Origin of the sequence: Yinghuangia soli, assembly GCF_021502675.1 — a bacterium.
Lineage (GTDB): Bacteria > Actinomycetota > Actinomycetes > Streptomycetales > Streptomycetaceae > Yinghuangia > Yinghuangia soli.
In genome coordinates this window covers 343,090-369,363 of record NZ_JAKFHA010000002.1, presented here as the reverse complement: position 1 = coordinate 369,363, position 26,274 = coordinate 343,090, and the positions used below count along the sequence as shown (strand labels likewise).

General features: G+C 70.9%; 22 protein-coding genes and 1 pseudogene. 17 read left to right on the top strand and 6 right to left on the bottom strand.

Annotated elements, in window-relative coordinates:
* The 6 genes and pseudogenes from LZ495_RS05840 to LZ495_RS05815 all read right to left on the bottom strand — a co-directional run.
* Window positions 1-729 (bottom strand): annotated as a pseudogene (locus LZ495_RS05840) (hypothetical protein); the annotation flags it as partial.
* Window positions 726-944, bottom strand: a complete 219-nt coding sequence (locus LZ495_RS05835) for a hypothetical protein (RefSeq protein ID WP_235050880.1) — start codon at window positions 942-944, stop codon at window positions 726-728. The pseudogene LZ495_RS05840 and the gene LZ495_RS05835, both read right to left, overlap by 4 nt.
* On the bottom strand, window positions 941-1,357 hold the full coding sequence (locus LZ495_RS05830) for a hypothetical protein (RefSeq protein WP_235050879.1): 417 nt from the start codon (window positions 1,355-1,357) through the stop codon (window positions 941-943). Before LZ495_RS05830 ends, LZ495_RS05835 begins: the two co-directional genes overlap by 4 nt.
* The gene (locus LZ495_RS05825) at window positions 1,354-1,686 is read right to left on the bottom strand and encodes a hypothetical protein (RefSeq protein WP_235050878.1); all 333 of its coding nucleotides are present in this window, start codon (window positions 1,684-1,686) and stop codon (window positions 1,354-1,356) included. Before LZ495_RS05825 ends, LZ495_RS05830 begins: the two co-directional genes overlap by 4 nt.
* A complete protein-coding gene (locus LZ495_RS05820; protein WP_235050877.1) occupies window positions 1,683-2,036 on the bottom strand; it encodes a hypothetical protein in 354 nt (117 codons plus the stop codon). Before LZ495_RS05820 ends, LZ495_RS05825 begins: the two co-directional genes overlap by 4 nt.
* A gap of 345 nt (window positions 2,037-2,381) precedes the next feature.
* Entirely contained in the window at window positions 2,382-3,419 is a 1,038-nt protein-coding gene (locus LZ495_RS05815) for a P-loop nucleotide/nucleoside kinase family protein (protein ID WP_235050876.1), read from the bottom strand.
* A gap of 154 nt (window positions 3,420-3,573) precedes the next feature.
* On the opposite strand from LZ495_RS05815, the gene LZ495_RS05810 reads away from it, so the two are divergent.
* The 17 genes from LZ495_RS05810 to LZ495_RS05730 all read left to right on the top strand — a co-directional run bounded on the left by LZ495_RS05810 (window position 3,574) and on the right by LZ495_RS05730 (window position 26,217).
* Window positions 3,574-5,604 (top strand): hypothetical protein, encoded by a 2,031-nt coding sequence (locus LZ495_RS05810; RefSeq protein ID WP_235050875.1) that lies wholly within the window; start codon window positions 3,574-3,576, stop codon window positions 5,602-5,604.
* 305 nt (window positions 5,605-5,909) lie between these two features.
* Complete coding sequence (locus LZ495_RS05805) at window positions 5,910-8,321, top strand: NHL repeat-containing protein (protein ID WP_235050874.1); 2,412 nt, start codon at window positions 5,910-5,912, stop codon at window positions 8,319-8,321.
* Between the two features lie 181 nt (window positions 8,322-8,502).
* On the top strand, window positions 8,503-9,681 hold the full coding sequence (locus LZ495_RS05800) for an AAA family ATPase (RefSeq protein WP_235050873.1): 1,179 nt from the start codon (window positions 8,503-8,505) through the stop codon (window positions 9,679-9,681).
* Window positions 9,678-10,907, top strand: coding sequence for a DUF58 domain-containing protein (locus LZ495_RS05795; protein WP_235050872.1), 1,230 nt, complete (start codon window positions 9,678-9,680; stop codon window positions 10,905-10,907). The genes LZ495_RS05800 and LZ495_RS05795 overlap by 4 nt, the downstream gene beginning before the upstream one ends.
* Window positions 10,904-13,258, top strand: coding sequence for a transglutaminase TgpA family protein (locus LZ495_RS05790; RefSeq protein WP_235050871.1), 2,355 nt, complete (start codon window positions 10,904-10,906; stop codon window positions 13,256-13,258). The genes LZ495_RS05795 and LZ495_RS05790 overlap by 4 nt, the downstream gene beginning before the upstream one ends.
* A gap of 17 nt (window positions 13,259-13,275) precedes the next feature.
* Window positions 13,276-14,676 (top strand): hypothetical protein, encoded by a 1,401-nt coding sequence (locus tag LZ495_RS05785; protein ID WP_235050870.1) that lies wholly within the window; start codon window positions 13,276-13,278, stop codon window positions 14,674-14,676.
* Between the two features lie 287 nt (window positions 14,677-14,963).
* Window positions 14,964-15,299, top strand: a complete 336-nt coding sequence (locus tag LZ495_RS05780; protein WP_235050869.1) for a hypothetical protein — start codon at window positions 14,964-14,966, stop codon at window positions 15,297-15,299.
* Window positions 15,300-15,319: 20 nt separating this feature from the next.
* Window positions 15,320-16,204: a DUF8175 domain-containg protein gene (locus LZ495_RS05775; protein ID WP_235050868.1), complete on the top strand. Its 885-nt coding sequence runs from the start codon at window positions 15,320-15,322 to the stop codon at window positions 16,202-16,204.
* 53 nt (window positions 16,205-16,257) lie between these two features.
* Window positions 16,258-17,514 (top strand): hypothetical protein, encoded by a 1,257-nt coding sequence (locus LZ495_RS05770; RefSeq protein ID WP_235050867.1) that lies wholly within the window; start codon window positions 16,258-16,260, stop codon window positions 17,512-17,514.
* A gap of 67 nt (window positions 17,515-17,581) precedes the next feature.
* A complete protein-coding gene (locus tag LZ495_RS05765) occupies window positions 17,582-19,078 on the top strand; it encodes an SCO6880 family protein (RefSeq protein WP_235050866.1) in 1,497 nt (498 codons plus the stop codon).
* Window positions 19,075-20,574: a putative type IV secretion/conjugal transfer ATPase gene (locus tag LZ495_RS05760; RefSeq protein WP_235050865.1), complete on the top strand. Its 1,500-nt coding sequence runs from the start codon at window positions 19,075-19,077 to the stop codon at window positions 20,572-20,574. Before LZ495_RS05765 ends, LZ495_RS05760 begins: the two co-directional genes overlap by 4 nt.
* On the top strand, window positions 20,571-21,500 hold the full coding sequence (locus LZ495_RS05755; protein ID WP_235050864.1) for a hypothetical protein: 930 nt from the start codon (window positions 20,571-20,573) through the stop codon (window positions 21,498-21,500). The genes LZ495_RS05760 and LZ495_RS05755 overlap by 4 nt, the downstream gene beginning before the upstream one ends.
* Entirely contained in the window at window positions 21,497-23,263 is a 1,767-nt protein-coding gene (locus tag LZ495_RS05750; RefSeq protein WP_235050863.1) for a type IV secretory system conjugative DNA transfer family protein, read from the top strand. The genes LZ495_RS05755 and LZ495_RS05750 overlap by 4 nt, the downstream gene beginning before the upstream one ends.
* 3 nt (window positions 23,264-23,266) lie before the next feature.
* A complete protein-coding gene (locus LZ495_RS05745; protein ID WP_235050862.1) occupies window positions 23,267-23,731 on the top strand; it encodes a DUF4913 domain-containing protein in 465 nt (154 codons plus the stop codon).
* A gap of 4 nt (window positions 23,732-23,735) precedes the next feature.
* Window positions 23,736-23,939 (top strand): hypothetical protein, encoded by a 204-nt coding sequence (locus LZ495_RS05740; RefSeq protein WP_235050861.1) that lies wholly within the window; start codon window positions 23,736-23,738, stop codon window positions 23,937-23,939.
* Window positions 23,940-24,004: 65 nt separating this feature from the next.
* Complete coding sequence (locus tag LZ495_RS05735; RefSeq protein ID WP_235050860.1) at window positions 24,005-25,486, top strand: peptidoglycan DD-metalloendopeptidase family protein; 1,482 nt, start codon at window positions 24,005-24,007, stop codon at window positions 25,484-25,486.
* Entirely contained in the window at window positions 25,483-26,217 is a 735-nt protein-coding gene (locus LZ495_RS05730; RefSeq protein ID WP_235050859.1) for a hypothetical protein, read from the top strand. Before LZ495_RS05735 ends, LZ495_RS05730 begins: the two co-directional genes overlap by 4 nt.
* Window positions 26,218-26,274: the final 57 nt, after the last annotated feature.

Here is a 26,274-nt window from a genome sequence, read left to right as displayed (position 1 = left end):
CACAGTTGCGTCCGGGATCGTGCCGTAATTCCGCGCGGTGTGGTCGTCGTGGGTGGGCACCGGTGCCCACCCCGCGGACATCTTTCCGGGATCCCAGAAAGTTTCCGGGTGGTCGTGCGCCTGGTCGTCGAGGTGGTCGCCAGCCGTGGCCGTCTGGGCGTCGACTGACGACCACCCGCCTACCACCGGCGCGACCATCTTTGGGGACAGCCCCAAAGTTTCCGGGTGGTCGTCGAGGTGGTCGTGCGGCTGGTTGTTCCACGGCGCGCGCCACGGCTCATCCCACGACGACGGCACGTCCTCGAAGTGATTCATTTCCCGGGGCAGATGAATCACCTGGTCGTCGTCGGCGACGACCTCGAGGTGAGGCCCGGCCGTGACGTTCACATTGTTAACGTCAGGCTTGTGGTCGAGGAGGACGTGCGTCCGCCACAGCACCAACGGAGCGAGCGACGCCACCGCGACGACCACGCCGACCGGAGGACCGTCCGCCGGGAGCAGGTGCGCGGTCGCGTTCGAGCCGACCATCAGCAGCACCGCGGGCAGCACCTCGCGCCGCGCCCGGATCGCCGCGACCGCGTACGCGTCAAGGCACACCGGGCCGGCCGCCGACACCCACCGGCCGAACCCGCACCCGACGAACAGCGCATACTCGCCCGCCGCAGTCAGGACCACCGCGGCGAACAGCGCCAGCCACGCCAGCGCGCGGGACATCTTGTCGGCCCTCATCCGCGGGCCTCCGGGTGCGCGGACGCCACGGCGTCGACCAGGCCGGCGAGCATCGACGTCAACTGGCCGTGCATGTACACGTAGTCGATCTCCGACATGCCGGCCTGCTTGCGGACGTCGATCTCGTCGAGGAGGTTCCGGCACAGGTGGGTGAGGTTCACCAGGTACCGCACCGCGTAGTCGTCGACGGCGGGGCGGTTCTCGCGGGCGCTCATCGGGCCCACTTCTCGACCGCGTCGAGCAGGGCCGCGAGGGTGCCGCGCAACTCGGCCCGCTGCGCGAGGAGCTGGTTCCACGACGCGGTACCGACGTCCGTCATGGACACCTGCCGGTACGCCTCCTTCGCGACGGCGACGTGCGCGGCAAGCATGTGCTTCGCCGACGGCTCGTAGGCCGGCCGGTCGTCGACCTTGGGGCCGTCGAAGTCGGGCACGTAGGTGCGGCACTCCGGGCCGCGGAGGACCACGTCGATGCGGATGTCGACGCCGCGGACCTTCAAGGTCGACGCGTGGCCGTAGACGGCGTTCACGCCGCCGACGTCGACGCCCTTGAGGCTCTGGCGGATCATGCGCGCGGCCGCGTCGAGGGCGTCGAGTCCTGCGATGCGGAGAGGATCGTTGGCAGTCACCCGGCCACCTCCTCGATCGGCCCGTCGGTGAAGGTCCCGGCGATGCGCTCGAAGAGTCGGGCGTACCGGTCGGGGGTGAGTTCGCCGTCGTCGGCGGCCATGGCGAGACGGCTGGCCATCGCCCAGGCGAGGAAGTCGTCAGCGGCCTCGTCGAGGACGGCGTACAGCCGACCGGTGCGGGAGTCCTGGATGCCGTAGCCGATGACGCCCTCGGGGAGGCGCACGCGGGCGACGGTGACCGGGGTGTCGGTGGGCGCGGTGATGCCGACACGCTCGGAGAGGTCGACGAGGGTCTCGACGCTGACGACGCCGGAGGCCGTGGTGGTCATCGGTCACCCCTGACCCGCACGCAGAAGCCGCGGGTGCCGTTCGCGTGGACGTACTTGCCCGCGGGCAGGTCGAACCACACGGCGAGGGCCTTGTAGACGGCCTCCTCGAAGTGGTCCGGCGCGAGGTCGGCGTCCGCGACGACCGCGACGGGCACACCGAGCTCGTCCTGCACGTACACGTCGGCGCCGTGCGGCATGACGGCGTGGTCGAGGGTGAAGACGACCGCGCCGGCGGACTTGACGATCTCGTCGAGGGGCGGCGAGAACCGGTCGGAGACCGGCAAGTTATCGACCGTGACGCGAGTCAGGCCGGGCAGGTCAGTCGCCTGCGGTCGTACCGTGGTGCTCATGGTTCGGACTCCTTGCTGTGAAGGGTCCGGCCGTAGGCCCCGGAGGCGTGCGGGAACACGTCTCCGGGGCTGTCCGTTGCGTGACGCATAACTGACACACGACGGGCGTATAGGCCGGGATAGCGGGTTATACGGAGTTACGGATTTCCGCTGGTAACCCGGCCGTTGCGAGCATCGATGCAGGTAGATCAACTGGTGTTAACGAACCGCGGGTTCAGGGTTCGATCCCCTGGCGCCCCACCGCGTCGGACAGTGCGCCCCTTGATCCTTGGGATCAAGGGGCGCTTCTGCTGGTACCGGCTTGGTTGCAGCGGCATCAGGGGGCAGCGCCTGGCCGGGATGTGGTCACTCGTGCATGCTCCACAGGGCGCGTCGGGCTTGGTCGGCGAGGGAGATTGCGGCGCCGTGTCGGTTGTCCACGACCAGGTGCGGGACCGCGGGCCGGAGCTCGGGGTCGATGCCGGCGGCGTACTCGTCCCAATGCCCGAGCTTCCAGGCATCACGGGCTGCGGCTCGGAAGGCGATGTACTCGTGCATCGAGTCGAGGTCGCAGCGGATCCACACGACCGAGACGTGGACCCCGCGCGCCCCGCAGCGGCTTCGCAACTGGTCGATCCATGCGCTGTCGCCGAGTTCCGCCAGGAACGGCGCCGTCACGACGGCGGAAATGCCGCTGTCGGCGTTGGCGTACATGGCTTCGAGCAGGCACTGGTACTCCAGGGGCCGGACCTGCTCGCGGTATAGGGCGGTGTTCCTGTCGTGCGGGTCGCCGCCGAGCGCGGCCAGGAGCCGCTCGACGAGAGGGCCGGTGAGGGGGTCCTTGTCGATCAGCGGCCAGCCCGTGAGCCGGCTGAGGAATCGGGCGAACTCCGTTTTGCCGCTTCCTGCGTAGCCGGCGACGAGCACGAGGCTCGGCTCGCTCGGGTCGCCGCCTGCATGCTGGTGGGTCCAGGCATCCATGATCCGCTGCCGGAGACCGGACGCGTCGGCGTCTCCGCCGCCCGCAGCGATTTGCCGGAGGGCGCGTTCGACGGAGACCTCGTGTTCGCTGCCGGGGGGAGTGCGCGGGGCCGGCGCGAACTGTATTTCCTCGCCGGGCAGGGGGTTTCGGAAGCCGAGTGCGGGCTCGGCGGCGCGATAGAGCAGGCAGTACGCGCGACGGTAGTGCGGCTCCGGGTACATGTCGCCGGCCTCGTGCTGCTGCAGCGTCCGGACGTCCGCGGTCGGCATGGCCAGTCCGGCACGTGCCGCGACCTCGCGCAGCCTTTCGCCGGCCTCTTCCAAGGTGAACCCGTACTCGGCGCGCGCAGAACGGAGTTCGTCGGGCCGCCAGCCGATCCGGTTTCCGGCTGCCCCCTCGACCGTCTCGGCCGGTTGCGTCATGGCGCCGAGCATACGACCGGCCCGCGTAGGTCCGAGCGGCCTTCCGGTCCGGGGGTGTTCGGAACGTCGAGGAGCCCGGACTTGTGTGCGGATTGACCTTGACGGCGCGTATTCCGACCTAGCGAGGGCGCGGAGGCGTTCCTACGCTGCGGGCATGCGTTCACGGGTATCGACGGCGGCGGCCTTTGCGGGATGTCTGCTCCTTGTGGGCGCCGCTCCCGGCACGGCCTGGGCCGCGCCGACGGCGCGGAGCCTGGTGCCGTACGCCGTCACCGGGACGCCGGTGCACGGCTCGACGGCCGGCTGCGACGACGCTCCGGTGCTGAAGCCCGGGCTTTACGTGGACGGCCTCACCGAGGGCAAGGACGTGTACTACCTCGTCCAGAAGCAGCCCGAACAGGTGCTGGACGTATCGGCGACCGCCGTGACAGCCGACAACGTGTCGAACTCGTCCCGGCTGGGGGTCGGCGCCGGCTGGGCGGAGGGCAAGGACCCCAAGTCGTGGCTGTCGGACAGCGACAGCACGTCGTCGGTCGGCGTGCTGAGCGTCGGCGGCCGGTCCAACGCGAAGGGCGCAGGTCAGCGGTCGGCATGCATCCGGATCGAGAACCGGCTGCGCTGGCTGGACGCGAAGAAGGGCCGGCCGGTCCCCTTGGAACTGGTCATCGGGTTCGGCGGTGCGCCCGCGGCGACGGGCGGTGACGGATTCTCCTTCGCCGGCGCGAAGCCGGTTCCGGCGTCCGGGGCGGTTCAAGGGGACCTGACCCTGGGCGACTACCCGTTCTGGCGGGTGGAGGTGAAGGAAGGCCAGTCGCTGACCGTGCGCGGTGTGCTGACGCATCCGGCCGGCCTGGACGCGGGGTCCTCCGCCCGCTGGACGATCCGCGTGTTCAACCCGACGCGGTCCCCCGCGCGGTGCCGGGTGGACACGTCCGTCTCCTCGGAGATCTTCATCCGCCCGGGAACCGGGAGCACCGAACAGGTCTGCGGCCCCTGGGAGGCGAACTCCGCGCTGCCGTCGTACGAGTCCGACTACACCGTCCCCGGCACCTACTACATCGTTCCCGGTGTCGTGGGCGTGGACGAGCCTCGGCGCGGCCAGGTCGCCCGGTACGAAATGACGGTGACGGTCTCGGGCACGCCCCGCTCTGCCCCGGGTCCCGAGGCGCCGAGCGCCGGATCGGCCGGCACGAGCACGGGTGCCGGTGGGGTCGGCACCGGTGCCGGCGCCGGCACCGGTCAGCACGGAACTCCCCAAGGTGTTCCGGGCGAGGGGGGCACCGATCCGGCCGTGCCGGTCGCCCACAGCGGTGGCGACGACTCGACGGACACCCTGCTGAAGGCTTCGGCCGCCGTGGCCGCGCTGATCGCCGCGGCCGCGGCCGGAGCGTTCGGCATGCACATGTACCGGAGGCGCCTCGCACCGGCGGGGACCGGACCGGGTCCAGGCACGGCAGCCATGGTGGCGGTCCCTGCGGTGATGCGGCGAACGAAGACCCGCCCGTCGGGCTCGGAGACTTCGGAGCCGTCGGACGCCTCGGAGCCGGCGGCAGCGCCGCCGACAGCAGCGGCAGCAACGGCGCTACCGGAACCCGCTGTTCCTTCGGTACCCCCGCCTCTGGTCACGCCCGTCCCGGCGCCCATGGTGATTCCTCCGTTGCCGACCGCCGCCCCTCCGGCACCGCCCGCGGCGGACACAGCGGCGGCAGTGCTGCCGCCTCCTCCGGCGATTCCTCCGCCTCCGCCTCTGCCGCCGGCTCCCGGCACTCCTCCGGGACCGGTGATCCCTCCGAGGCCGACGACGCCTGTGCCCGCCCCGGCCGCTCCCGCTCCCGCAGCCGCGCCCGACGCCGAACTCGACGACGACTTCGGCCCGGACTCGGTCTGGTCGATCACCGCCTTCTCGGCGATTGCCCCCGCCGATGAAGCAGCCGACGAAGCAAGCGAGGCAGCTGGCAACGAAGCAGCCGCAGATGCCGCCGCAGATCCGGTCGCGGCCCCGGTCGTCGGATCGGCCGGACCGCGTCCGGATCCCCAGCGGTCCGAGCCCCCCGAGCCCGGGTTGCCCACATGGCTCGGTATCGAGATCGAGGCGACGCCCAGCCCCGGGCCGGCCCCCGCGCCGGACGATGTAGCGCCCTCGTGGCGCGCTCCCGCACGGCCCCGGGACGCGGACGCGGACTGAGCCTCCGCGGGGTCCACCCGCACCGCACGCCATCACCCGTGCCGACACCGGTACTTGTCGGCAATCTCGTGTGCGCCGCCGTCATCCCAAAGCCGCGCGCGCACACGCGTACCCGGGATAGCCGCCCCCGAGGCTCCCGGTGAAGCTAGGCCGACAACTGGAAGCAGGAGCCCCGGGTGGCGCCCTGCGGCGAGGAGAGGGGGCGACTGATGCCGCGCATTCTGCCCGGCCGGTTCCGCGCTTCCCTGCGATGGGGATCTGGCCGCACCACCTCCGTGGTCGCTCTCGGCGCCGCCGGAGCGCTGGTGGCAGGGATCGTGGTGGCCGGCATCGGCGCGTCCGGCGCCGACCCCGACCTGTCCGATATCGGCGCGTGGCTGACCAGCGACAACAAGTCGAGCGTGGCGCACGTCAACGGGCTCACCGGCCAGGTCGACGGCCGCATCCAGTTGCCGCGCGGCGAGAAGACGCAGCTTCAGGTGAGCGACGACGGCCGGAGCGTGCTGGTGCTCGACGCGGCGACCGGCAAGGTCAGCCGCATCGACCCGGCGCAGCTCACGGTGCCGCAGTCGTACGACTACGCCACCCAGGGCCTGCAGTTGGTCACCGGTGGCGGCAAGGCCTGGCTGGTCGACGCGGCCGCAAGCTCCGTGCGTGCCATCGACCCGGTGACGCTCACCCCGCTCGGCGACCCGGTCAAGCTGGACGCCGGACAGCTCGGCCGCCCGCAGGCCGACGCGGCCGGCACGTTGTGGATTCCGGCACCGGAAAAGGGCCTGCTCATTCCGTTCACGGACAAGCCCGGCGCAGAGATCAGGGTCGCCGAACCGGGCGGCGTCATGCTGTTCGGTCTCGCGGCCGGGCGCCCGGTGGTGGTCGACGTCGCGGGCGGCACCCTGCTCGTCGTGTCCACGCGCGGTATCGACCGCACCATCACACTTCCGGCCGAACTCACCAAGGGGGCGCCGGGCAAGCTGAAGTCACCCGGCCGGAGCGACGGTCCGGTGGTGCCGATCCTCGCGTCCGACACCGGGGTCCTGACCGCGGTGGACATCGACACCGGTTCGGTGAAGGCGGTGCCGCTCGCCCTCGGGCCGCACAGCTACGCGGATCCGCAGGTCCTCGGCGCCAAGGTGTACGTGCCGGACCGGACCACCGGTCAGCTCGTCGTGTACAACTTCGTCCGCGCGCAGTTCGAGGCGCAGATCAAGGTGACCGGCGTGCCGGGCGAACTGCTCGACTCGTACGTCCGGGACGGCCTGCTGTGGGTCAACGATCCGGAGCGCTCGACGGCCGCCGTTGTGGACCTGCAAGGCCAAGTGCACTTGATCACCAAGACCAACGACCCGAAGGCGCCGAACCCCGCGGGGTCGTCCGGGGCGGTACCCACACCGGCGAAGAGCGTGCCCGAGGGGGGCGTGACGGAGTCCCAGTCGGCGCCGGGTTCCCCGTCGGCGAGCGTCTCCGGCAGTACGCCCCAGACCGACGGCAAGCCGACGGCCACGGGCGGCCCCGTCCCGACCGGCGACCCCGTCCCCGGTGGCCCCGGCGGCGGCACCGGCGGCGGCGCCGGAACCGGACCGACCCGCGGGCCGGACGACCCCGGCGACGGCGGCGGCAACACGGACCGCCCGACCCGTACCCCCAACCCCCGGCCGACCAAGACGCCCGGTGAGCCGGAGCCGACGAAGGAACCTCCGGCACCGACCACGCAGGCACCTGAACCGACGACCCCGGCACCGGACCCGACCACACCCGCTCCGACCACCAAGGCGCCAGACCCGACGACCAAGGCGCCCGACCCCACGACCAAGCCGCCGGCTCCGACCACGAGCAAGCCCACGTCGAGCTCCCCGCCGCCGATGCGGGCGCCCGGCATACCCACGGCGGCGTCCGGCCCGGGCAAGATCACCCTGGTGTTCCAGCCGTCGTCCGGCGCCGTCCCGACCCGGTACCGGGTCGGCGGGGTGGGCGCGGGGATGGGTGTCACCCCGGCGTCCGTGCCCGCCAAGGGACCGTTCACCTTCACGGTGTCCGGCGGTTCGTGCGACCAGGAGTACAGCTTCTACATCATCGCGGACTTCCCGAACGGCCAGATGAATTCCGGGCGTTCCACGCCGGTGCGGCCCTGCGTGGCGGCCGGCAAGCCGACTGCGCTGAGCGCCCAGGCGGTGTCCGGCGGCAAGGTGAAGGTGTCGTGGAAGCCGCCGACGAACACGGCCGGCGAGAAGGTCACCTACACCGCGACGTGGGCCTCGCAGGCGAAGCCCGCTGCGGCCGTCGGTCCTGCCGCCTTCACCGCGGACACCGCGGACACGGCGTCCGAACTGTCGCCGCCGCTGGTCGCAGATCCGCCCGCGGTGAACGAGGCGTTCGCCCCGGACGGGATCGTCACCCTGGCCGCCAAGAAGGCCGGGTCCGGGAAAGCGACGACCACCTCGACCAGCGTGACGTTCAGCGTCGGCGGCGTGGCCGGGTCGTACACGTTCACCGTCAAGGCGGCCAACGGCGCGGGCAGCACGACAACGGCGACCGCGACGCTGACCGTCGACCTCACCTGGGGCAAGACCGCCTCGGCGGTGCTGGTGGCGCCGCCGGAGGTGCCGGGCACCGCGCCGTATCCCCCGACCCCGTACCCGGGTTCGCCGGGAACGGACGTCGGCGGCCCGGTGGCCGCGGGGCCGCCGCGCCGCGACCCGGCGGAACCGTCCATGTGAGGACCGGCCGTCGTCCGGTCTCCCGAGGTCCGCGCGGGCGGTGGTCTCCGACCACCACCGACCGCGCGGCCTCGGCGCTCACCGGACGGACACGCCACGCCCGCACGGCCCCCGGCAGCCGCCGCCGACCCCGACGAACCTTCCGCCTCCGCGCGGACCCACGCCCCGAACGAGGAGCGCCGTGAGCACGAACCCGCACCCCGCGTCCGCCGGCCACGCTGCCGTGCCGGGCGCTCCCGTACGCCAGGGCGGCGCGCCGGCCGACTCGCCGTGGGCGCCGGCCGGCGCGAACCTGTCCGCGCCGCGCGAGAAAGGCGACGGCGCGTCGGCGGGCCTGTACGGCGCTCCGGCGCAGCAGAGCGGGCCCGCTGTCGCCTACCACGCGCCGGACGCGCTCCGCCTTTTCCGCGAGTGCTTCCGGGCACTGGCGGACAACGTCGAGCGGGTGCTGATGGGCAAGCGGGACACCGTCGAACTGGCCCTGACCGCCTTGTTCGCCGAAGGCCACCTGCTGATCGAGGACGTGCCCGGCACCGGCAAGACGACGCTCGCCCGCGCACTCGCCGCATCCCTGAACGCGTCCTGGCAGCGCGTGCAGTTCACCCCCGACCTGCTGCCGTCCGACATCACCGGCGTGTCGATGTTCCGGCAGACCACCAACACGTTCGAGTTCCTGCCCGGTCCGGTGTTCGCCAACATCGTGATCGGCGACGAGATCAACCGCGCCTCGCCCAAGACGCAGTCCGCGCTCCTTGAGGTGATGGAGGAGGCCCGGGTCACCGTCGACGGCTCGGCGCACCCGGTCCCCAGGCCGTTCATGGTGGTCGCCACGCAGAACCCGGTCGACATGTCGGGCACCTACCCGTTGCCAGAGGCGCAGCTCGACCGCTTCCTCATGCGGTTGTCCGTCGGCTATCCCGACACCCGTTCCGAGATCCAGGTGGCCTCCGGCGCGGCCGGGGCGGCGAGTGTCGAGACACTCCCGGCGATCGCGACGGCGCAGCACATCGGCGAGTTCATCGAGGTGGCGCGGAACCGGGTGCAGGCCGCCGAGCCAGTGGTCGACTACGCGGTCCGGATCGCGCAGGCCACCCGTACCTCGCCGCACCTGAAGCTGGGCGCAGGCCCGCGCGGCAGTGTCGCGCTCATCCGCGCCGCCAAGGTGCGCGCCGCCTCCCAGGAACGCGGCCATCTGCTGCCCGAGGACGTCAAGGACCTCGCCGAACCGGTGCTGACCCACCGCCTGATGCTCGCCCCGGACGCCGAACTGGCGGGCTGGACCCCGGAGTCGGTGCTCGCCGACATCCTGGCCACGGTTCCGGCACCGGTCGTCGGCGGCCTCGCGGGGGCACGCAGGTGAGGCTCCGGCGCCGATCCGCACCGGACGGCGGCCAGGACAGCGGCCCGGACGACCTGCCGGCGGACGGGGGCGGCGGCCCCCCGATCGGCCCGCGCCTCACCCCGGCGGGATACGCCGTGCTGGCCACCGGCGCGGCCGGGCTCGGCGCCGGCTGGGGTCTGGAGTACCAGGAGGCGCTCATCCTCGGCATCGCGGCGCTGGCCGCGGTCGGTGCGGCTCTGCTGTGGACGGTCCGCACTCCCGCCGTCACGGCGCGGCGCGAGGTCCTGCCGGTCCGAGTGGCACGCGGCGACACCGCCCATGGTGTCGTGGTCCTGACCAATCAGGGGCGCGGCACGCTGCGCGGGCTGCGTGCCGAGGACCAGGTCGCCGGGCAACCGATGCTGCCCGTCGACCTGCCTCCGGTCCCGGTCGGCGGCGAGGTCCGGGCCCGCTACCGGCTGCCGACCGAGCGGCGCGGCACCGTCTCGGTCGGCCCCATGATGCTGGTACGCGGCGACCCGCTCGGGCTGGTCCGGCGGACGTTCGAGTGCGGCGCGGTCGAGAAGCTGCTCGTGCGGCCGCGCACCGTCGACCTGCCGGCGCTGCCGGCGGGACGCACCCACCACCTCGAAGGCCCCACGTCCGACACCGCCCAGGACGGCACGCTGACGTTCCACTCGCTGCGCGAGTACGTGCTCGGCGACGACATGCGCCGCGTGCACTGGCGCTCGTCCGCGCGCACCGGGCGCCTGATGGTGCGGCGCATGGTCGACGTCAGCCTGCCCGCGACCGTCGTCGTGCTGGACACCGGGTGGTCCGCGTACCAGGACCGGGAGTGTTTCGAGACCGCGGTCGACACGGTGGCATCCGTCGTCGACGGTGCCGCCCGCAGCCGCTTTCCGGTCCGGGTCATCACCGGCGCCGGACCGCTCAACCTCGGCGACGGGCAGGATCCCGAACGGGCCTTGGACCGCCTCGCCACGATCACACCGGACGTCGGACTCGGCATGCCGCGCGCCCTGGACGCGCTCGAGCGGGTCCGGTCGGGCGACACCCTGGTGGTGGTCGCCGGCACCGAACTCCCGCTTCCCGACGAGCGCCTGGCCCGGCTCCGCGGCCGCTTCGACCGGATGATCGTGGTCCGGGTCGGTTCCGGCGCCGGAGCACCGCACGGGGTTCCCTCGCTCCTGGTCGACCGCCTGGACGACCTTGTCCCGGCCTGGCGGCGGGAGGCGATGGCATGAAGATCCCCTTCGCGACAACGGCATCTCCCGACACCACCCCCAAGGCCGCACCGGCAAGTTGGGAGCATCAGGCGCGCGCGGCGACGGCCGACACGGCCGAGCGGCGGCGCGCAGTCGTGTCCCTGCTGCCGGTGGCGGCGCTGGCCGCGATCGGCGGCGGCGCGTACCACCGGGTCTTCGCGGTACGGGACATCCTTCCGGCCGTGGCCGTCTCGGCGACCGTGCCGGTCCTCGCGGCACTCGTGTGGGGCCTCCTGGGGCGGAGCGGGAAGGAGCCGCGCCCGCTTGCCGGTTCGCTGCTGATCGGGCTCGCTCTGTGGCTGCCTGCGGTGTCCGCGTCCGTCTACCACGCCGACGCGTACCTGCATGTGCTGCCGACCCGCGACCTGCTGCGCAGGATCGGAACCGACCTCCTCGACGCGCCGCGCGGCCTGTTGACCACCGTCGCGCCCGCACCGGACGACCCCGGGCTGCTGGTGCTGGTGTCGGCCACCGTGTGGGTGGCCGCCTGGGCCGGTGCCGAACTCGCCCTGCGCTCCGGCACGACGGTGCTCCCGGTGCTCCCCGGGCTGCTGATGCTCGGTGTCCCGGTCGTGCTGTCGACCGGTGCGCCGGGCGGCAACGCCCTCGCGGTCACCGCCGCGGTGGGCGCGGCCGGACTGCTGCTCCTGAGCCGGGCGCCGGGGCACCGCTCGCCGCTGCGCGTGCTGCTGACCGGAGTGCCGTGGGTTCTGGCGCTGACCGTGCTGGCCGGATACGCCGGCCCCCGGCTGCCGGGCACCGACAATCCGCCCGACCTGCACGACCAGGTGGCCGCCCCGCCGCCCGTGCGGCTGGCCGGGATCAACCCGCTCGACCGGATCTCCGCGTGGCTGCTCACGCCGGACCAACCGCTGTTCACCGTCGCCGGCCCCGCCGACCCCGACCGCTACTGGCGGCTCGTGGTGCTCGACCGCTACGACGGCACCACGTGGTACCCGGTGAGCGGCCTGCGCCCGACCGGCGGACGGGTTCCGGGCACTGCCGGCAGCATCGACGGGATGACCACCAAGCGCGCGGTCCAGCAGGTCACCCTCGACCGGCTGGACGGCGTCTGGCTGCCGGCCGCCGACCGGCCCGCCAGCGTGGCGGCAGCCGACGACGTGGAACTCGCCGTCGATCCGGCGAGCGGCACGGTCGCCACCGGCTCGGCGCTGCAGCCCGGGCTGCGCTACCGCGTGGAGTCCCAGGTTCCGGTGTACGACCCGGACCGCCTGAAGTACCTGCCGACCGTCGACGACCCCGCGCACGTCGCGCTCCCCGAACTGGACGCGGCCGCCGAACCCATCCCGATGGTGGCCGACTTCCGCACCATCGCCATGGAGGCGACGGCGGGCAGCTCCGCGCCCTACCAGCAGGCCCTCCGACTCGCGGACTGGCTGCGCGCCAATCACCGGTACGACATCACCGCGGTCCCCGGGCACTCCTACCGCAACCTGCGGTTCTTCCTGGAGTCCAGCAAGGAGGGCACCTCCGAGCAGTTCGCCTCGGCGTTCGCCGTGCTGGGCCGCACCCTCGGCCTGCCGACCCGCGTCGTCGTGGGCTTCTCGCGCGGCACCGCGCTGCCGGACGGCACCTGGCGGGTGGACAGCGGCAACGTCGTCGCCTGGCCCGAGGTCCACTTCGCCGGCGTCGGCTGGGTGCCGTTCTACCCGACGCCGGGCGAGGCCGGGCGGTCCGGCAGCACGAAGACCGACGCCGACACACAGGTGGCTGCCCAGACGCCGCCCACCGTGACCCCGCCGGCGCCGGACTCGCCCTCGCGAACCGACAAGGACCGCGGCATCGCGGCCGAGGACCGCACGGCGGAGGGCGGCCTCCCGGCCGCCGTACCCCCCGCGGCCGATCAGCCCGCCCCGATGTGGTGGTGGGCCGCACCGCTGGCGCTGCTGGCCGCGGTCGGACTCGGGCACACCGGACTGGCTTTCGCGGCACCGCGCATGCTGCGCCGGCGACGGCGGCGCGGCAGCCCGGAAGGCCGGCTGTTCGGGGCCTGGCGGCAGATCTGCGACCGGCTGGTGGAGTCCGGGATGCCCGGCGGCGGCGCGCATACCGTGCGCGACACCGCCGACTTCGGCCTCGACCACCTGCCGGAGGAAGCCGGCGGCCGGCTGCTCGCCCTCTCGGCGGTCGTCAACGACGTCGAGTACGCGGGCCGCACGGTGACCGATCAGGATGCCGACGAGGCATGGCAGGCCTGCGCCGCGATCGAGGCGGCTGCCCGGCTCGACGACAAGCGGCCCAAGCGGTGGACGCGCATCCGGCACGCGCTCTCCCCCTGGACGGTGGCCGCGACGCTGCGCCGCCGCTGACCGCCGACCGATCGTCCGTGAACGACATGGAGAACTCCACGATGACCGAAGCCGAGCCGTTCACACCGGTGTTGAGCCGTCCCGTGTGGTTGAAGGCCGACGTCTCGAACGGCGGGGCGGAGGCCGGGGACCAACCATTGGCCTCCGCCGGGGCCGCGGCGCCACCGGCGGCCGTCGAAGTGGTGCACCACGCCACGCTCAGAGCCGAGCCGCCGGCGTTCGGCGCGGCCGAGCAGGCGGCGGACCCCGAACCGGAGCAGGCGCCCGAAGCAGAGGTGAAGCCCGAAGCCGAGCCGGAGCCCGAGGCCGAAGCGGCTTCCAAAGCCGAGCCCGAACCCGAGCCGGAACACGAGCCGGAACCCGGAGCCGAAGTTGCTCCCGAACCCGAGTCGGAGCCCGAGTCGGAGCCCGAGTCGGAGCCCGAGTCGGGAGCGGCGCCCGAAGCCGAAGCGGATCCCGAACCCCCCTCCGCAGTAATCGACTTGAACAAGAGCGCGGTCCCGGACGTGCTCGCCGCCGAGCCACCGCGCGCCGTTCCGGAGACCGCCGCCCCCGAGGCCGAACCCGCCGCTCCACGCGTCGTGTTCGAGCATGTGCCCGGCGATGATGCCGTGCCCGTGAAGGTCCAACCGCTGGCGTGGCTCGACAACGTGCCGGTCGGCGCCGCCGCTCCGCCGGTCAAGTCCTCCGTGCCGCAGCCGGCGGTGCCCGCACCGCCCCGGGCGCCGGTGCCGCCGGTCGACCTCGGCAAGCCGCACCCCAGCGCCGCAGCAGCGCAGGCGCCGCCCTCCGCATCCGACGTGGCTGATCCCGTCCCCTCCCTGTCCGCCGCCGCGGAAGATGGCGCGTTCGGCTGGGACTTCGAGGAATCCGACCCCGCGGCCGGGCTGTGGGAGCAGCGGCCGTCCGCACTGCGCCGCTGGTGGATGCCGATCACCTTGGGCGTCCTCCTGGTCCTGATCGCCGCGGTGCTCGGTTTCGCCATGCTCATGCGCAAGGAGGTGCCGGCGGCCGCACCGCCCCCGCCCCCGCCGGCCCCGGAGACGGCGACACCGGTCGCCGGCGACCAACTGGCCTTGCTGCAAGCGCGCGACGTCAGCGTCGCCGGCTTCCAAGGCCGTCTCCAGGTGACCTGGGCGGCCCCCAAGGACCCCAGCAACGTGGCGGGATACCTCGTCACGCCGCAGAAACCCACTGGAGAGCAGTTGGAGCCGCCCCAACTGGTCGAACGCGGCGAGCTCATCGCGGTGTTCTCCGGACGGGCCGGTGTCCCGGGAAGTTGCGTCGTCGTCACCACCTTGGTGCGCGGCACCGGCGCACTGGGACTCGCGAAGAGCGAACCGGTGTGCACCCCGGGGACAAGCGGCCCGCCCAAGTCGCCCGCGGCGTCCGCGGCGTCCGCGTCACCATCCAGATAACGCGAAGCCGAACGGAATCGCGCGCGCATTTCGGCCTCCATTCCCGGGCAAACACACGAACGCCGGTACCGGACGGCCCACTTCCGCGTATCCATGGTCGCGTTCTGGATAGCTGCCACGCCGGGCGCTCGGTATCTTCCAGTTGCCCCTATCCGGACACCGCTACGGGGGCGAGCGGCCCGCCTCGAAGAATCGGTGTCGGCTGCCGCAACCGCCGCGCAGACCGCGGGCGCGTATCACCGGTTTTACGGCTTCACTTCGCCCTCGCAGGATTCCGGAGTTCACAGATGATCGGGTCGCTGGCAAGTTCCGCGCATCAGGCACACGCGTCAATAGTGACGTACCTCGCCGCCGAAGACCCCGACCCGCTCAAGCCGAAAGAGACGAAGCTCCCGACCGGCATGGAGGGGCCGATGTCGGCCGCGCTCGGCATCCTCGTCCTGCTGGTCGTCATCGTCGCTGCATTCATGCTGCTGCGCGCGATCTTCGAGGCCGTCGCGGCTTACCGCGACGGCGCGGCGGTGCCTTTCGGGTCGATTCTGATGATCCTGCTGTTCCTCATCATGGCTGTCGGAGGCATCTCGCTGCTCCTCCGCACCGTCGTCGGCAATGCCTGGATCTAGACCGAAAGGGCGTCCGGCACGTGGCCAGGTCCAAGAAATCCTCGGGAGCGGATGACGTCCCTCGAAGCCCCTTTGCCGAGCGAGGATTCGTCCTCTCCGCGGGATTCCTGGGCATCGCCATGATCATCGGCCTCCTGACCATCCTCACCGGCTCCGACGACTCCGGTACGGGGTCCGCCGCGGTGTCCGCGTCTCCCGTCGGTACTCTCCCTGCGCTCCCTCCCGCGACGCCGTGTCCGACCCCCTCCCCGGCAGTTCCTCAAGCGTCGGCCTCGACCACCGCAGGCAAGGCGGGGACGGCAAATGCCGGGGCGGCCGCCACACAACCCCCGGCGGCCCCTCCCGCGACGTCCCAGGCGCCGACCGCCGTCGTCGACGACGTCGTGTGGACCTACTACTTCGGCTTGGCACTGCCCTCGTCGGACACCGCGGGCCCCCTAGCCGCCGAAGGCGACACCGCCCGGTGCTTCGAGCACTCCCGCACGGGCGCGCTCCTCGCCGCGGTCCAGATCAGCGCGCGCTTCCATTTCTCCGCGGAGTGGCAGACCATCACCGGCCGCCAGATCATGCCTGGTCCGGGACGCGATGAAGCGGTCCGCCGACGGCAGCTCGCGATGAAGCAGGCACAAGCCATGAACAAGACCGTCGCCCCCATCGACCTGCAAGGGATGCGCCAGGTCGTCGGATTCACCATCGCCGAGTACACCGACGAGGCAGCGACAATACGCATCGCCTCGGCTTCCCCCAGTGAAGGTGGCATGTTCGGTCAGACGTATTCACTGACCTGGTCCGACGGCGACTGGAAGCTCAACCTCTCCGGCACCGGGCTGACCTCGGTCCAGTCCGCACGCCTGGGCTCCCTCACGGGCTACACGCCCTGGGGCCTGAACGCGAGCCGGCCGTGAACCGCGCATGTCGGCGGTCGCCTGCGGCCCGGTCTCCCAGGAAGAACGCCGGGGTGCTCAGGACCATCCGCCCCGCCGCCTTCGCAACTCTGCTGATCTGCGTGGCGCTGACCCTGATCGGGCTGTCCGGCGACCCGACAGGCAAGGACGGGCACCCACAGGACACCTACGAGCCCGTGGCCGCAATGGCCCCGGCCGACAACCCTTTCGGGGACGAGCACGAAGAATGCGAGCCCCTTGCGGGGCAGGACCGCTACCCCTGGGAAGGCGATTTGCCCACGGGTTCGGACTACATGGGCAAGGCTTGGGACTACTGCAACGAGTGGTACAAGAAGGCAGGCGACAAGCCGCCGAGTCTGCTGGAATCGCCGGACGAGTGGGTCATTTACTACCTGAACCACACGGCCAACACCACGTACAACTGGGTGTGGACCTCGCGCGACCCTGTGATCGGCGCATCCGGCAGCAGCCTCCAGACCAAGGACGACCTGGCGGTAGCCGAGGCCAACGAGGATCCGTTCGACTTCGGGCGCAAGCACTTCTACATCTTCACGATCACGTTCAGCGCCGTCGGGGTCCTCATCTCATTCATTTTGGTGGCCCGCTCGGGTGATCCCTCCGCTGCCCAGCGCGCCGTACGGGGCCCGGTCTACGCCATGCTCGCCATCGGCTTCACGGCCCCTCTGGTCAATGCGAACGTCAAGGCGAGCGACACATTCTCCAAGTGGATCCTGGTCAAGGGCGTTCCGAAACTCGGCGAACAGGATCCGGCTGACAAAGCGATGGTGCCCCTCTCCGTGGAAGGGGTCATGCGCCGCTTCCTGAACAGCTTCGAAGAAGAGAACTTCTTCCTGCGGGCGCTGTTCCTCATCGGCGTGATCATCGCGGCCATCGTTTTGTACTTCGAGCTCATCATCCGGCTCTTCCTGGTCATCACCGGAGCATCGCTGCTGCCGGTCATGGCGAGCCTGTCCGGGACCAACTGGGGCAAGGAATACCTGACACGGTCGATCGCCGTCCTGCTCCCGCTCTGCTATCTGGACACGTTCCAAGCGGTGGGCATGGTCTTCCCACTGAGAATCCTGGCCGCTCATGGGACCTATGCCGGCTCAGGCACGCAGCAGAGCTTCATCGCCCTTTTCGGCCTCATCATGGTCTGCCTCATGCCCGGCGCCCTGATCCGGGTCGCGATGCCCGTCGCGTCCGAGGTGGTCAGTTCCGGCCAGATGAACCGGACTCTCGCCACGGTCGTTCCGGCGACCGGGGCACGAGTCGTCACGGCTTGGAATGCCATGCGGCCGAAGAGCTAGTCCGGCACACGCCGTCGCACCAGGTGCGCCACCACCGCACCACCGGACCGCAGGAACAGGAAGGCACATGGCGCAGAACGAAGAACGCACTTACGGAAACTGGCGCCAGCCGAGCTCGCCCGGTTTCGGCAACCTCGGTCTCGGCGGCAGCGGTCTCATGCTGGGCGGCATCCTGCTCATCGTCGTTCTGCTGTACCTGTCGGCCACGCTCGCGATAGGGGCGGCTGTCGTCGTGGCCGGCCTGCTCGTTCCGATGGTGATCCGCGACCGGCACGGCCGCAACGGCGTCCAATGGCTCACCGCCCGAACCGCCTTCGCGAACGGCAAGTCGAAGGGGCAGAACCTGTACCGGTCCGGCCCCCTGGGCCGCATCCCGATGGGAACCTGCAAGCTGCCGGGACTCGTCGCCGCGTCCACGCTGTACGAGGCGCAGGACGCCTGGGGGCGTCCCTTCGCGATGCTGACCATCCCGCGCACCAACCACCACACCGTCGTCCTGACGACCAGCGCGGACGGCGCGTCGCTCGTGGACGGGGACCAGATCGACACATGGGTCGCGTACTGGGGGCAGTGGCTCGCGCAACTCGCCCACGAGCCGCGGCTGGTCGCCGTGTCGGTGTCGGTGGAAGCCATCCCGGACACCGGTGACCGGCTCCGCCGCGAGGTGTTCGAGAACATGGACCCCTCGGCCCCGACCCTGTCGAAGCAGGTCCTCGAAGAGGTGGTCGAGACCTACCCCGTCGGCTCGGCACGGCTCACCACGCGTATCGCCCTCACCTATTCGGGTGCCGGCGGCGCGAACGTGCAGGGCGGCCGCAAGAACGTCGACGAAATGGCGATCGACCTGGGCACCCGGCTGCCGGGTCTCGCCGCCGGCCTGCAGATGACCGGGGCCGGCCCGGCGCGCCCGCTGACCGGCGAGGAAATGGCCGAGGCGATCCGCGTCGCCTACGACCCGAGTGTGGCGCTGCTCGTCGACCAGGCCCGGGCGGCGGGCGGATCACAGCTCACCTGGGACGACGCGGGACCGATCGCAGCCCAGGAGTCCTGGGACCACTACCGCCACGACGGCGCGTTCTCCATCACCTGGTCGATGTCCGAGGCGCCGCGCGGCGAGGTCCACTCCAACGTGCTGAGCCGGCTGGTCTCCCCGCACCCGGACATCGTGCGCAAGCGGGTCACCCTGCTCTACCGCCCGCACGACTCGGGAACCGCCGCCGGCCTGGTCGAACGCGACCGCAAGGACGCGCTGTTCAAGGCCCAGCAGAAGAAGGTCATGCAAGCGCGCGACAGCGCCGCGATCGGTGCCTCCGAGCAGTCCGCACGCGAAGAGGCGGCCGGCGCCGGCCTGGTGCGGTTCGGACTGCTCGCCACCGCGACGGTGCTCGACCAAGCCGACCTTCAGGTCGCCGCCGCGGCCATGGACAACCTCGCCGCGTCTTCGCGGCTGCGGCTGCGGCGTGTGTACGGATCGCAGGCCTCCGCCTTCGCCGCGGCTCTCCCACTGGGACTCGTCCTGCCCAACCACCTCAAGGTTCCCCAGCAGATCCGGGAGACGATGTGATCCGCGGCAGAGGGCGGCAGCGCGACAGCGCCGAGGAACCGGCACCTCCCAAGACGCCGCGCCGGCGCATCGTCCGCCCGGGGCCGCGCGGCTACCTCGGACACGGCCGCGGCGCGGCCTCCTACGTCGAGGCCGCTCCCGAATGGCGCGGCACGACGGTGCAGGTGTGCGGCCTCTGGCCGTTCGCGGCCGGCTCGGGCACGCCCCTGGCGGGCATCCCGCTCGGCCGCACCCTCACCTCCGGCGCAACCCTGTGCTGCGATCCCATCAGCTGGTTCCAGCGGGCCAAACTGATCCTGAACCCCAGCGAGTTCGTGCTCGGCAAGCCGGGCCTGGGCAAGTCGACGATCGTGCGCCGCCAGGCACTGGGGCTCGCCGGATACGGCGTCCACCCGCTGGTGTTCGGCGACCTGAAACCGGACTACGTCGACCTGATCCACGCGCTCGGCGGCCAGGTCATCACCCTCGGGCGCGGGCGCGGCTCGCTCAACGTGCTGGACCCCGGCGAGTCGATCCAGGCGGCGAGCCGGCTGACCGGCGACGCCCGCCGGGGCCTCATCGGCGACATGAACGGGCGCCGGCTGAACGCGGTCGGGTCGCTGATCACCATCGCGCGGAACCAGCCGCTCAGCGACCGCGAGGAGACCATCCTCAGCACGGCTCTGCGGTTGCTGGACGACCGGCACGCCGGCATCCCGGTGCTCGGTGACCTGCTCTCCATGGTGCGCGAAGCCCCTGAGCCACTGCGCACCGTAGCGCTGGACCGCGGGGATCTCGACAGGTACCGCAACATCACCGAGAACCTCGAATCCTCACTGGTCAGCCTGTTGGGCGAGGGCCGGCTCGGCGACATGTTCTCGCGCCCGACGACCGAACCCATGATGCGCGACCGGCCGGTGTGCTTCGACGTGAGCAGCATCGACGACGCTGAGACGCAGTTGCAGGCCGCCGCGCTGCTGGCCTGCTGGAGCTACGGGTTCGGTGCCGTCGCGGCCGCCCAGGCACTCGCCGACGCCGGCCTGGAGCCGCAGCGCCACTACTTCGTCATCCTCGACGAACTGTGGCGCGTGCTGCGTGCGGGTCGCGGTCTGGTCGACCGCGTCGATGCACTGACCCGGCTCAACCGGCAGCGCGGCGTGGGCATGGCCATGATCACGCACACGATGTCGGACCTGTTGGCGCTCCCCAGCGAGGACGACCGCATGAAGGCGAAGGGCTTCGTCGAACGCGCCGGCATGGTGATCACCGGTGGCCTTCCGGCCGCGGAAATGCCGCAGCTGACCCAAGTCATCGGCATGACCGAGGCCGAGCAGCGAATGATCGTCGACTGGTCTTCGCCGCCGGCCTGGGACGGACTTGCCGGAACGGACGCACCGCCCCCGGGACTGGGCAACTTCATGGTGAAGGTCGGGGGACGCCCCGGAATCCCGGTGCACGTCGATCTCACCAACGCGGAACGAGAGGTCAACAACACCAACCGGCGGTGGGACTCGTGACGTCCGTGCTGCGGCGCTTCCTCCTGGTGTTGTCCGCCGCGCTGCTCACCGTGGGCGTGTCCCTCAGCCGTCCCGCCGCAGCCGAGAGGCCACCGTCGACGCCGGAACCACCGTCGGCCTGCATATACGTGCCGGAAGACTGGTCGGGCTTTGAATTCTCGTATTACTGCAAGGAGGCGAACAAGGAAGCCGGACCGTGGTTCAACGTCCACGCCGACTACTACGTCAATATCAGCAGGGACGACAAAGCCTCGACGTGGGATCGCTGGGGCGAGTACACGGGACAACCGTGTCCGCGGGAAGACGACTACCACGGTCTTTTCACAAGAACCCGCGGCGAATGCCTCACCGACTGGAACTGGACCGGCATAGGCATGTGGATGCGGGGCCAGGACGGACGAGGCTTCCTGGGTGCCACGCACTTGCTCGAGAACATCAGGCGGAATCCCTGCGACGCCCTGACCGAACCCGAAGCCGCCCCCATCAAGGCCAACTGCTTCGACGTCCGCAAGACCAATCCCTGCACGAAGGTCTCCACCAAAGAGCAGCAGAACAAGTGCAACGCCGCCCACCCTTGGTTCACCTGGCGTCCTCCGGACGCCTACGACTACGACGACCCCAACTCCTGCAAGTTCGACCCGGACCTCGTCACGGCCCACTGCCCGGGCACACAGGTGATCACCAAGGGCAAGGTCTCGGCACCGGCCTCGGTCTGGGAGGCGATCTCCGAAGGCCTGGGTGTGCTCGTACTTCTGGTGTTCATCGCAGGTGCTTTCGGACTCCTGCTGCACCTCTACTTCGGCGTGCAGTCCTATCGCAACGGTGACACGGTCGCCGCCGTCTTCGGCCGCATGACCTACACACTGTTGGCGTGTGTCGGGGCCCTCGGAGTCACCGGCCTGGTCTGGATCTTCTTCAACGCATGAGTGCGGTCACCCGCCGCCGGGGCGTGAATCCGTACATCGAAGTGCAGTTGGCCGGCCTCGCGATCGGCCTCGGCACCTCCCTGCTGCTGTCGGCATGGGGTGCCGCGTGGATCGTCGCCGAGGCCGAGGACCTCGAACGGCCGGCTGAACAGCCGTGGATGATGGTCTTCGAGTTGCTCCGCAAGGAGTACGTCTGGCCGGGCCGGGCCGCCGTCGTGGTCGCGGTGGTCATCATGCTGGTCATCACGACCGCCGCCGCCGTCGGCTACCTGGCCTACAAGCACCGTGACACCGTGCTCATCGACCGGGCCGTCCGGTACCTGGCCAAGCCGCGTGACCTGCGCCCGTTCGTGACCCGCGGCGCCCGGGAGAGCGCGGCCCGGCTCGGCCTCCCCGACGGCACCGTGCCCGGCGTCTACCTCGGCAAGACGGTCGGGCGGGAGACGGACCTGTGGGGTTCCTGGGAGGACATGCACGTCGACATCTGGGGTCCCCGTACCGGCAAGACCTCCTCCCGCGCGATCCCGAATATCGTCTCGGCGCCCGGCGCGGTGGTGGTCACGTCGAACAAGCGCGACGTACTCGACGCGACCCGCGGGGTACGGGAAACCAAAGGCCAGGTCTGGGTGTTCGACCCGCAGGGCCAGGCAAGCGAGCCGGCGTGGTGGTACTGGGACCCGCTGCAGTACGTGGGCAGCAACATCGTCCGCGCCATCAAGATGGCCGGCCGATTCTCCAGCATCAACCGTCCGGCCCACGCACGCAGCGACGCGTTCTTCGAACCGGCCGCCGAAGACCTGATCTCGCACCTGCTGCTGGCCGCCTCGCTGGGCGGCCGGCCCATCACGCAGGTCTACACCTGGCTGACCCGCCCCAACGACGACAGTGCGGCGCGGATCCTGCGCGACCACGCGAAGCACGAGTCGGCGGAAGCCGTCGAGAGTGTGCTGTCCAGCCCGGAGCTGCAGCGCGCGGGCGTGTTCGGTGTCGCCACCCAGATCATGTCGTTCCTGGTCGCTCCCTCGATGACCGAGTGGGTCACGCCCGGCTCGGATCCCGACCGGCCGAAGTTCGACTACCTGGAGTTCGTCAAGAGCAACGACACGATCTACATGATGTCGGAGGAGACCAGCAAGGCCGCCGCCCCTCTCATCGTGGCGTTGACCGCGGCACTCGCCGAGGCCGCCGAGAACGAGAGCATCGGCAAACCGAACGGCCGCCTTCCGATCCCGATGTTGTTCGTCCTCGACGAGGCCGCGAACGTGTGCCCGTGGGGCGCGCTTCCGGACAAGTACTCGCACTTCGGCTCGCGCGGCATCGTCATGATGACGATCCTGCAGTCCTGGGCGCAGGGTGTGGCGGCGTGGGGCGACACCGGCATGAAGAAGTTGTGGGGTGCGGCGAACGTCCGCGTCTACGGCGGCGGCGCCGCCGAGACCGACTTCCTGGGCGCGATGGCCAAGATGTCGGGCGTCTTCGAGCCGCGGACGGTGGGCTCGTCCGGCAAGATCGGCGACCGTCCGTCGTACTCGATGGGCTCGCGCTCGGAAACCGTGTTGGACGAATCCGACCTCGCCTCGATGCCGCGCGGCCGCGCTTTCGTGATGTTCAGCGGCTCCCGACCGGTGCTCATCAAGACCGTCCCGTGGTGGACGACCTCGGCGGCCGAGGTGGTCAAGGAGTCCATCGCCCGCTTCGATCCCGGGAAGGCCGCGCCGGATCCCGCCGTGCTCGCCGCTTCCGGCGTGTCTTTGAGGAAGTGACACATGACCGATGACGTGACCGCGGAGCCGGAGTTCGGACCGACCCCGCACTTGGTGTTCAACACACTGGACGATTTCGTCACCAAGTACATAGCCCAGGTGATCCGCCGCCGCCTCAGCCGGTCGGTCGCCATCTGGTGCCCGGCCTGGTGGCTGCACGAGGAGGCCGTGGCGCGGCTCTCCGTCCTGTGGCGTGCGTTCGAGCACCTGAAGCAGGACCCCGCGCTCGGGCTCTCGTTCTGGTGGACGCAGCACGCGGACCCGCATCTCGCGGCCCTGATGGACCCGGACCGAGGACCGTTCGTGCTGTGCGACCCGAGAGACGGCCACTCCGACCGCATTCTGGACGCCCTGCCGATCCTCGCCTCGCCGCCCGAGTTGTGGACCAGCCCGGTGTTCAACGCCAGTGCGGAGATACCCCGGGACGACAGCGAAGGTGCAACGCCCGCGACCGGGCTGAAGGAGTGATCGCATGGGTGTCTTCGATGGGTATGAGACGACGTTGGACAGTGTTGTCGGGATGGCCAACCAGGTCCTCGACACGGCTCAGCAGGGTCTCGAGCCGGCGCTGAACGCCGTCGGCAAGGTCGGCGCCTCGTTCATGGCGGAGCCGAACCTGACGCCCGGCCTGGCGGTGCGGAACGCGTTGAAGCAGTCCCTGGGCAAAACACCGTGATCGGATCCGTGGCCGGCGGCACCCGGCGCCGCACCCGGGCGCGGCGAGACGCTGCTCCGACGAGGTTGCTCGCGATTGCGCTTGCGCTGTCCTTGCTGACCGGCTGCACGATGATCTGGAAGGCCAAGCAGGCCTACGAGCTGGGCTGGGACGCGCTCGGGCTGATCTTCGACCCCGCCAAACTCCCCGGCCACGCCCTGCATTGGGCATCCATGATCATCAAGGCGGGCAGCATCTGCCCCGAAGCACCGCCTCAGTTGATCGCCGCGCAGCTGTACGCGGAGTCGTCGTTCGGCCTGAACACCAACGCGGACAAACCCGATGCAGCGGCGTTCGGTCCGGCGCAGTTCACCCCCGACACATGGGCGGGGCACGGGGTGGACGGTGACGGGGACGGCGACAAGGACATCTGGGACCCGGCGGACGCGATCGCCTCCCAGGGCGCCTACGACTGCTATCTGGCCGGTGTGATCCGGCACCTCGGCGGCGACACCCAAAAGCTCATGCTCGCGGCCTACAACGCAGGCCCGAACAAGGTGCTCAAGTACAGCGGCGTACCTCCCTACAACGAGACCACGAACTACATCCGCATCATCACCGACATGATGCACGGGTTCACCAAACCCCCGGACCCGGGCTCCCTCGGCGCCAGCGCACGTGCCCAGCGGGTCATCCAAGTGGCCATGGAGTTCGTCAAGCGGCGCGTTCCGTACCTGTGGGGCGGGGACGGCCCCGATGCGATGAACGGGGTGGACTGCTCAGGCCTGACCCAGTTCGCATACAAGGCGGTCGGCATCGACCTCGATCGCACCGCCCAGCAGCAGATCGACCAGTTCAAGGACCCCGGTCTCGTGCCGCCGACCAGGGTGCGGCCGGGCGATCTGGTCGGCTTCGACCTCAGCGGATCCGGCGGTGGCGTCATCACCAACATCACACACATCGGCCTGGTGAGTGCGGTGGAGTACGACAAAAAGACCGAAAAGTGGGAGATCACCATGATCCAGGCGCCGAAGCCCGGAGACGTCGTGAAGATCTCCTCGGTGACGTCGGGCCACTACGGCGCGTACAACCCTTTCTTTGTGCGCGTCCCGGACTCGGGCCGGGGATCCCAGGTACCGCCCGGGAAGTGGACGATGCCGGTGCAGGCCAGGTACTCGCCGACCTACAAGGCCTCGGGCAGCTCGTGGGCGAAAAAGCACACGGGCGTGGACTTCCCGGTCGGCTTCGGCACCCCGGTCAAGGCCGTGGGGCCGGGCGAGGTGGTGGCCAACACCACGACCGGTCCGTACGGCAACGCGGTCGTCATCAGACACGACGACGGCAAGTACACGCAGTACGCACACATGATCGAGAGATCTCCCGTCCCGGTGGGCCAACGCGTCTCCGGCGGACAGCAGATCGGCAAGGTCGGCTCGACGGGCAACTCGGACGGCCCGCACCTGCACTTCGAGGCGCGCACCGGACCGAACTACGGCAGCGACATCGATCCCATCACCTACCTGCGCTCCAAGGGCCTCAACCCGCAACCGACCTGGGCGAACGCATGAACGACATCACGACGACCTGGCGGCGGATGCTGTTCGTCGCGCCCTTTGTCGTCCTTCTCATCCTTGCGGTCGTGTATGCGTGCGACGTGACGAAGCCCCCTGGCAGCACCTCGCCGGCCGCCACCGGCCCGTCCGCACCGCCCACCGGTTCCACCGCACCGACCGACGCTCCCGCAACCGAGGGCGGTCCGGGCGAGGCGACGCCGCCCGCCGCCGAGCCGACGACCGCGCTTCCGACCACTCCCCCGACGCCCATGGACCGGCACGACGATCCGCCGCCCCCGACGTCGGCGCCACCGCCGCCGCCTCCGCAAGCAGCCCAGGTCGACATGAAGGACCCGTCGGCCGTGTCGCGTGCCGCGGTCCTGACCATGTGGACAGTCGACACGACCAAGGACGCCAACGCCGAGGCGGGGACCCTGAGGGCCGCCCCCTTTCTGAGCCCCGCGCTCGTCCAGGCCGCACGCGAGGGCGCGGCCATCAGGCCCTCGCAGGCCTGGCTCGAGATGGCCGGCCACCAAGGCCGCACCGTCGCCACGGCCGTGCCGAACGACGAGGCCGGAAAGCCGCCGGACACGCCGACGACCGCCCTGCGCACGTGGGCGGTGACAGTCAGCCCCGTTGCGGACAGCGGGTGGCGGGGCGTTCCCGACACCTTGACCGTCTACGTCACCCTGGGCCGCTCGGCGGTGGACCAGCCCTGGCGGGTGACGGGCTACGAATTGGACTGACCGATCCGGCGGCGTCCCGCCGCCTGTCCGGCGCTCCCCTCACGACAGCAAGGAAGT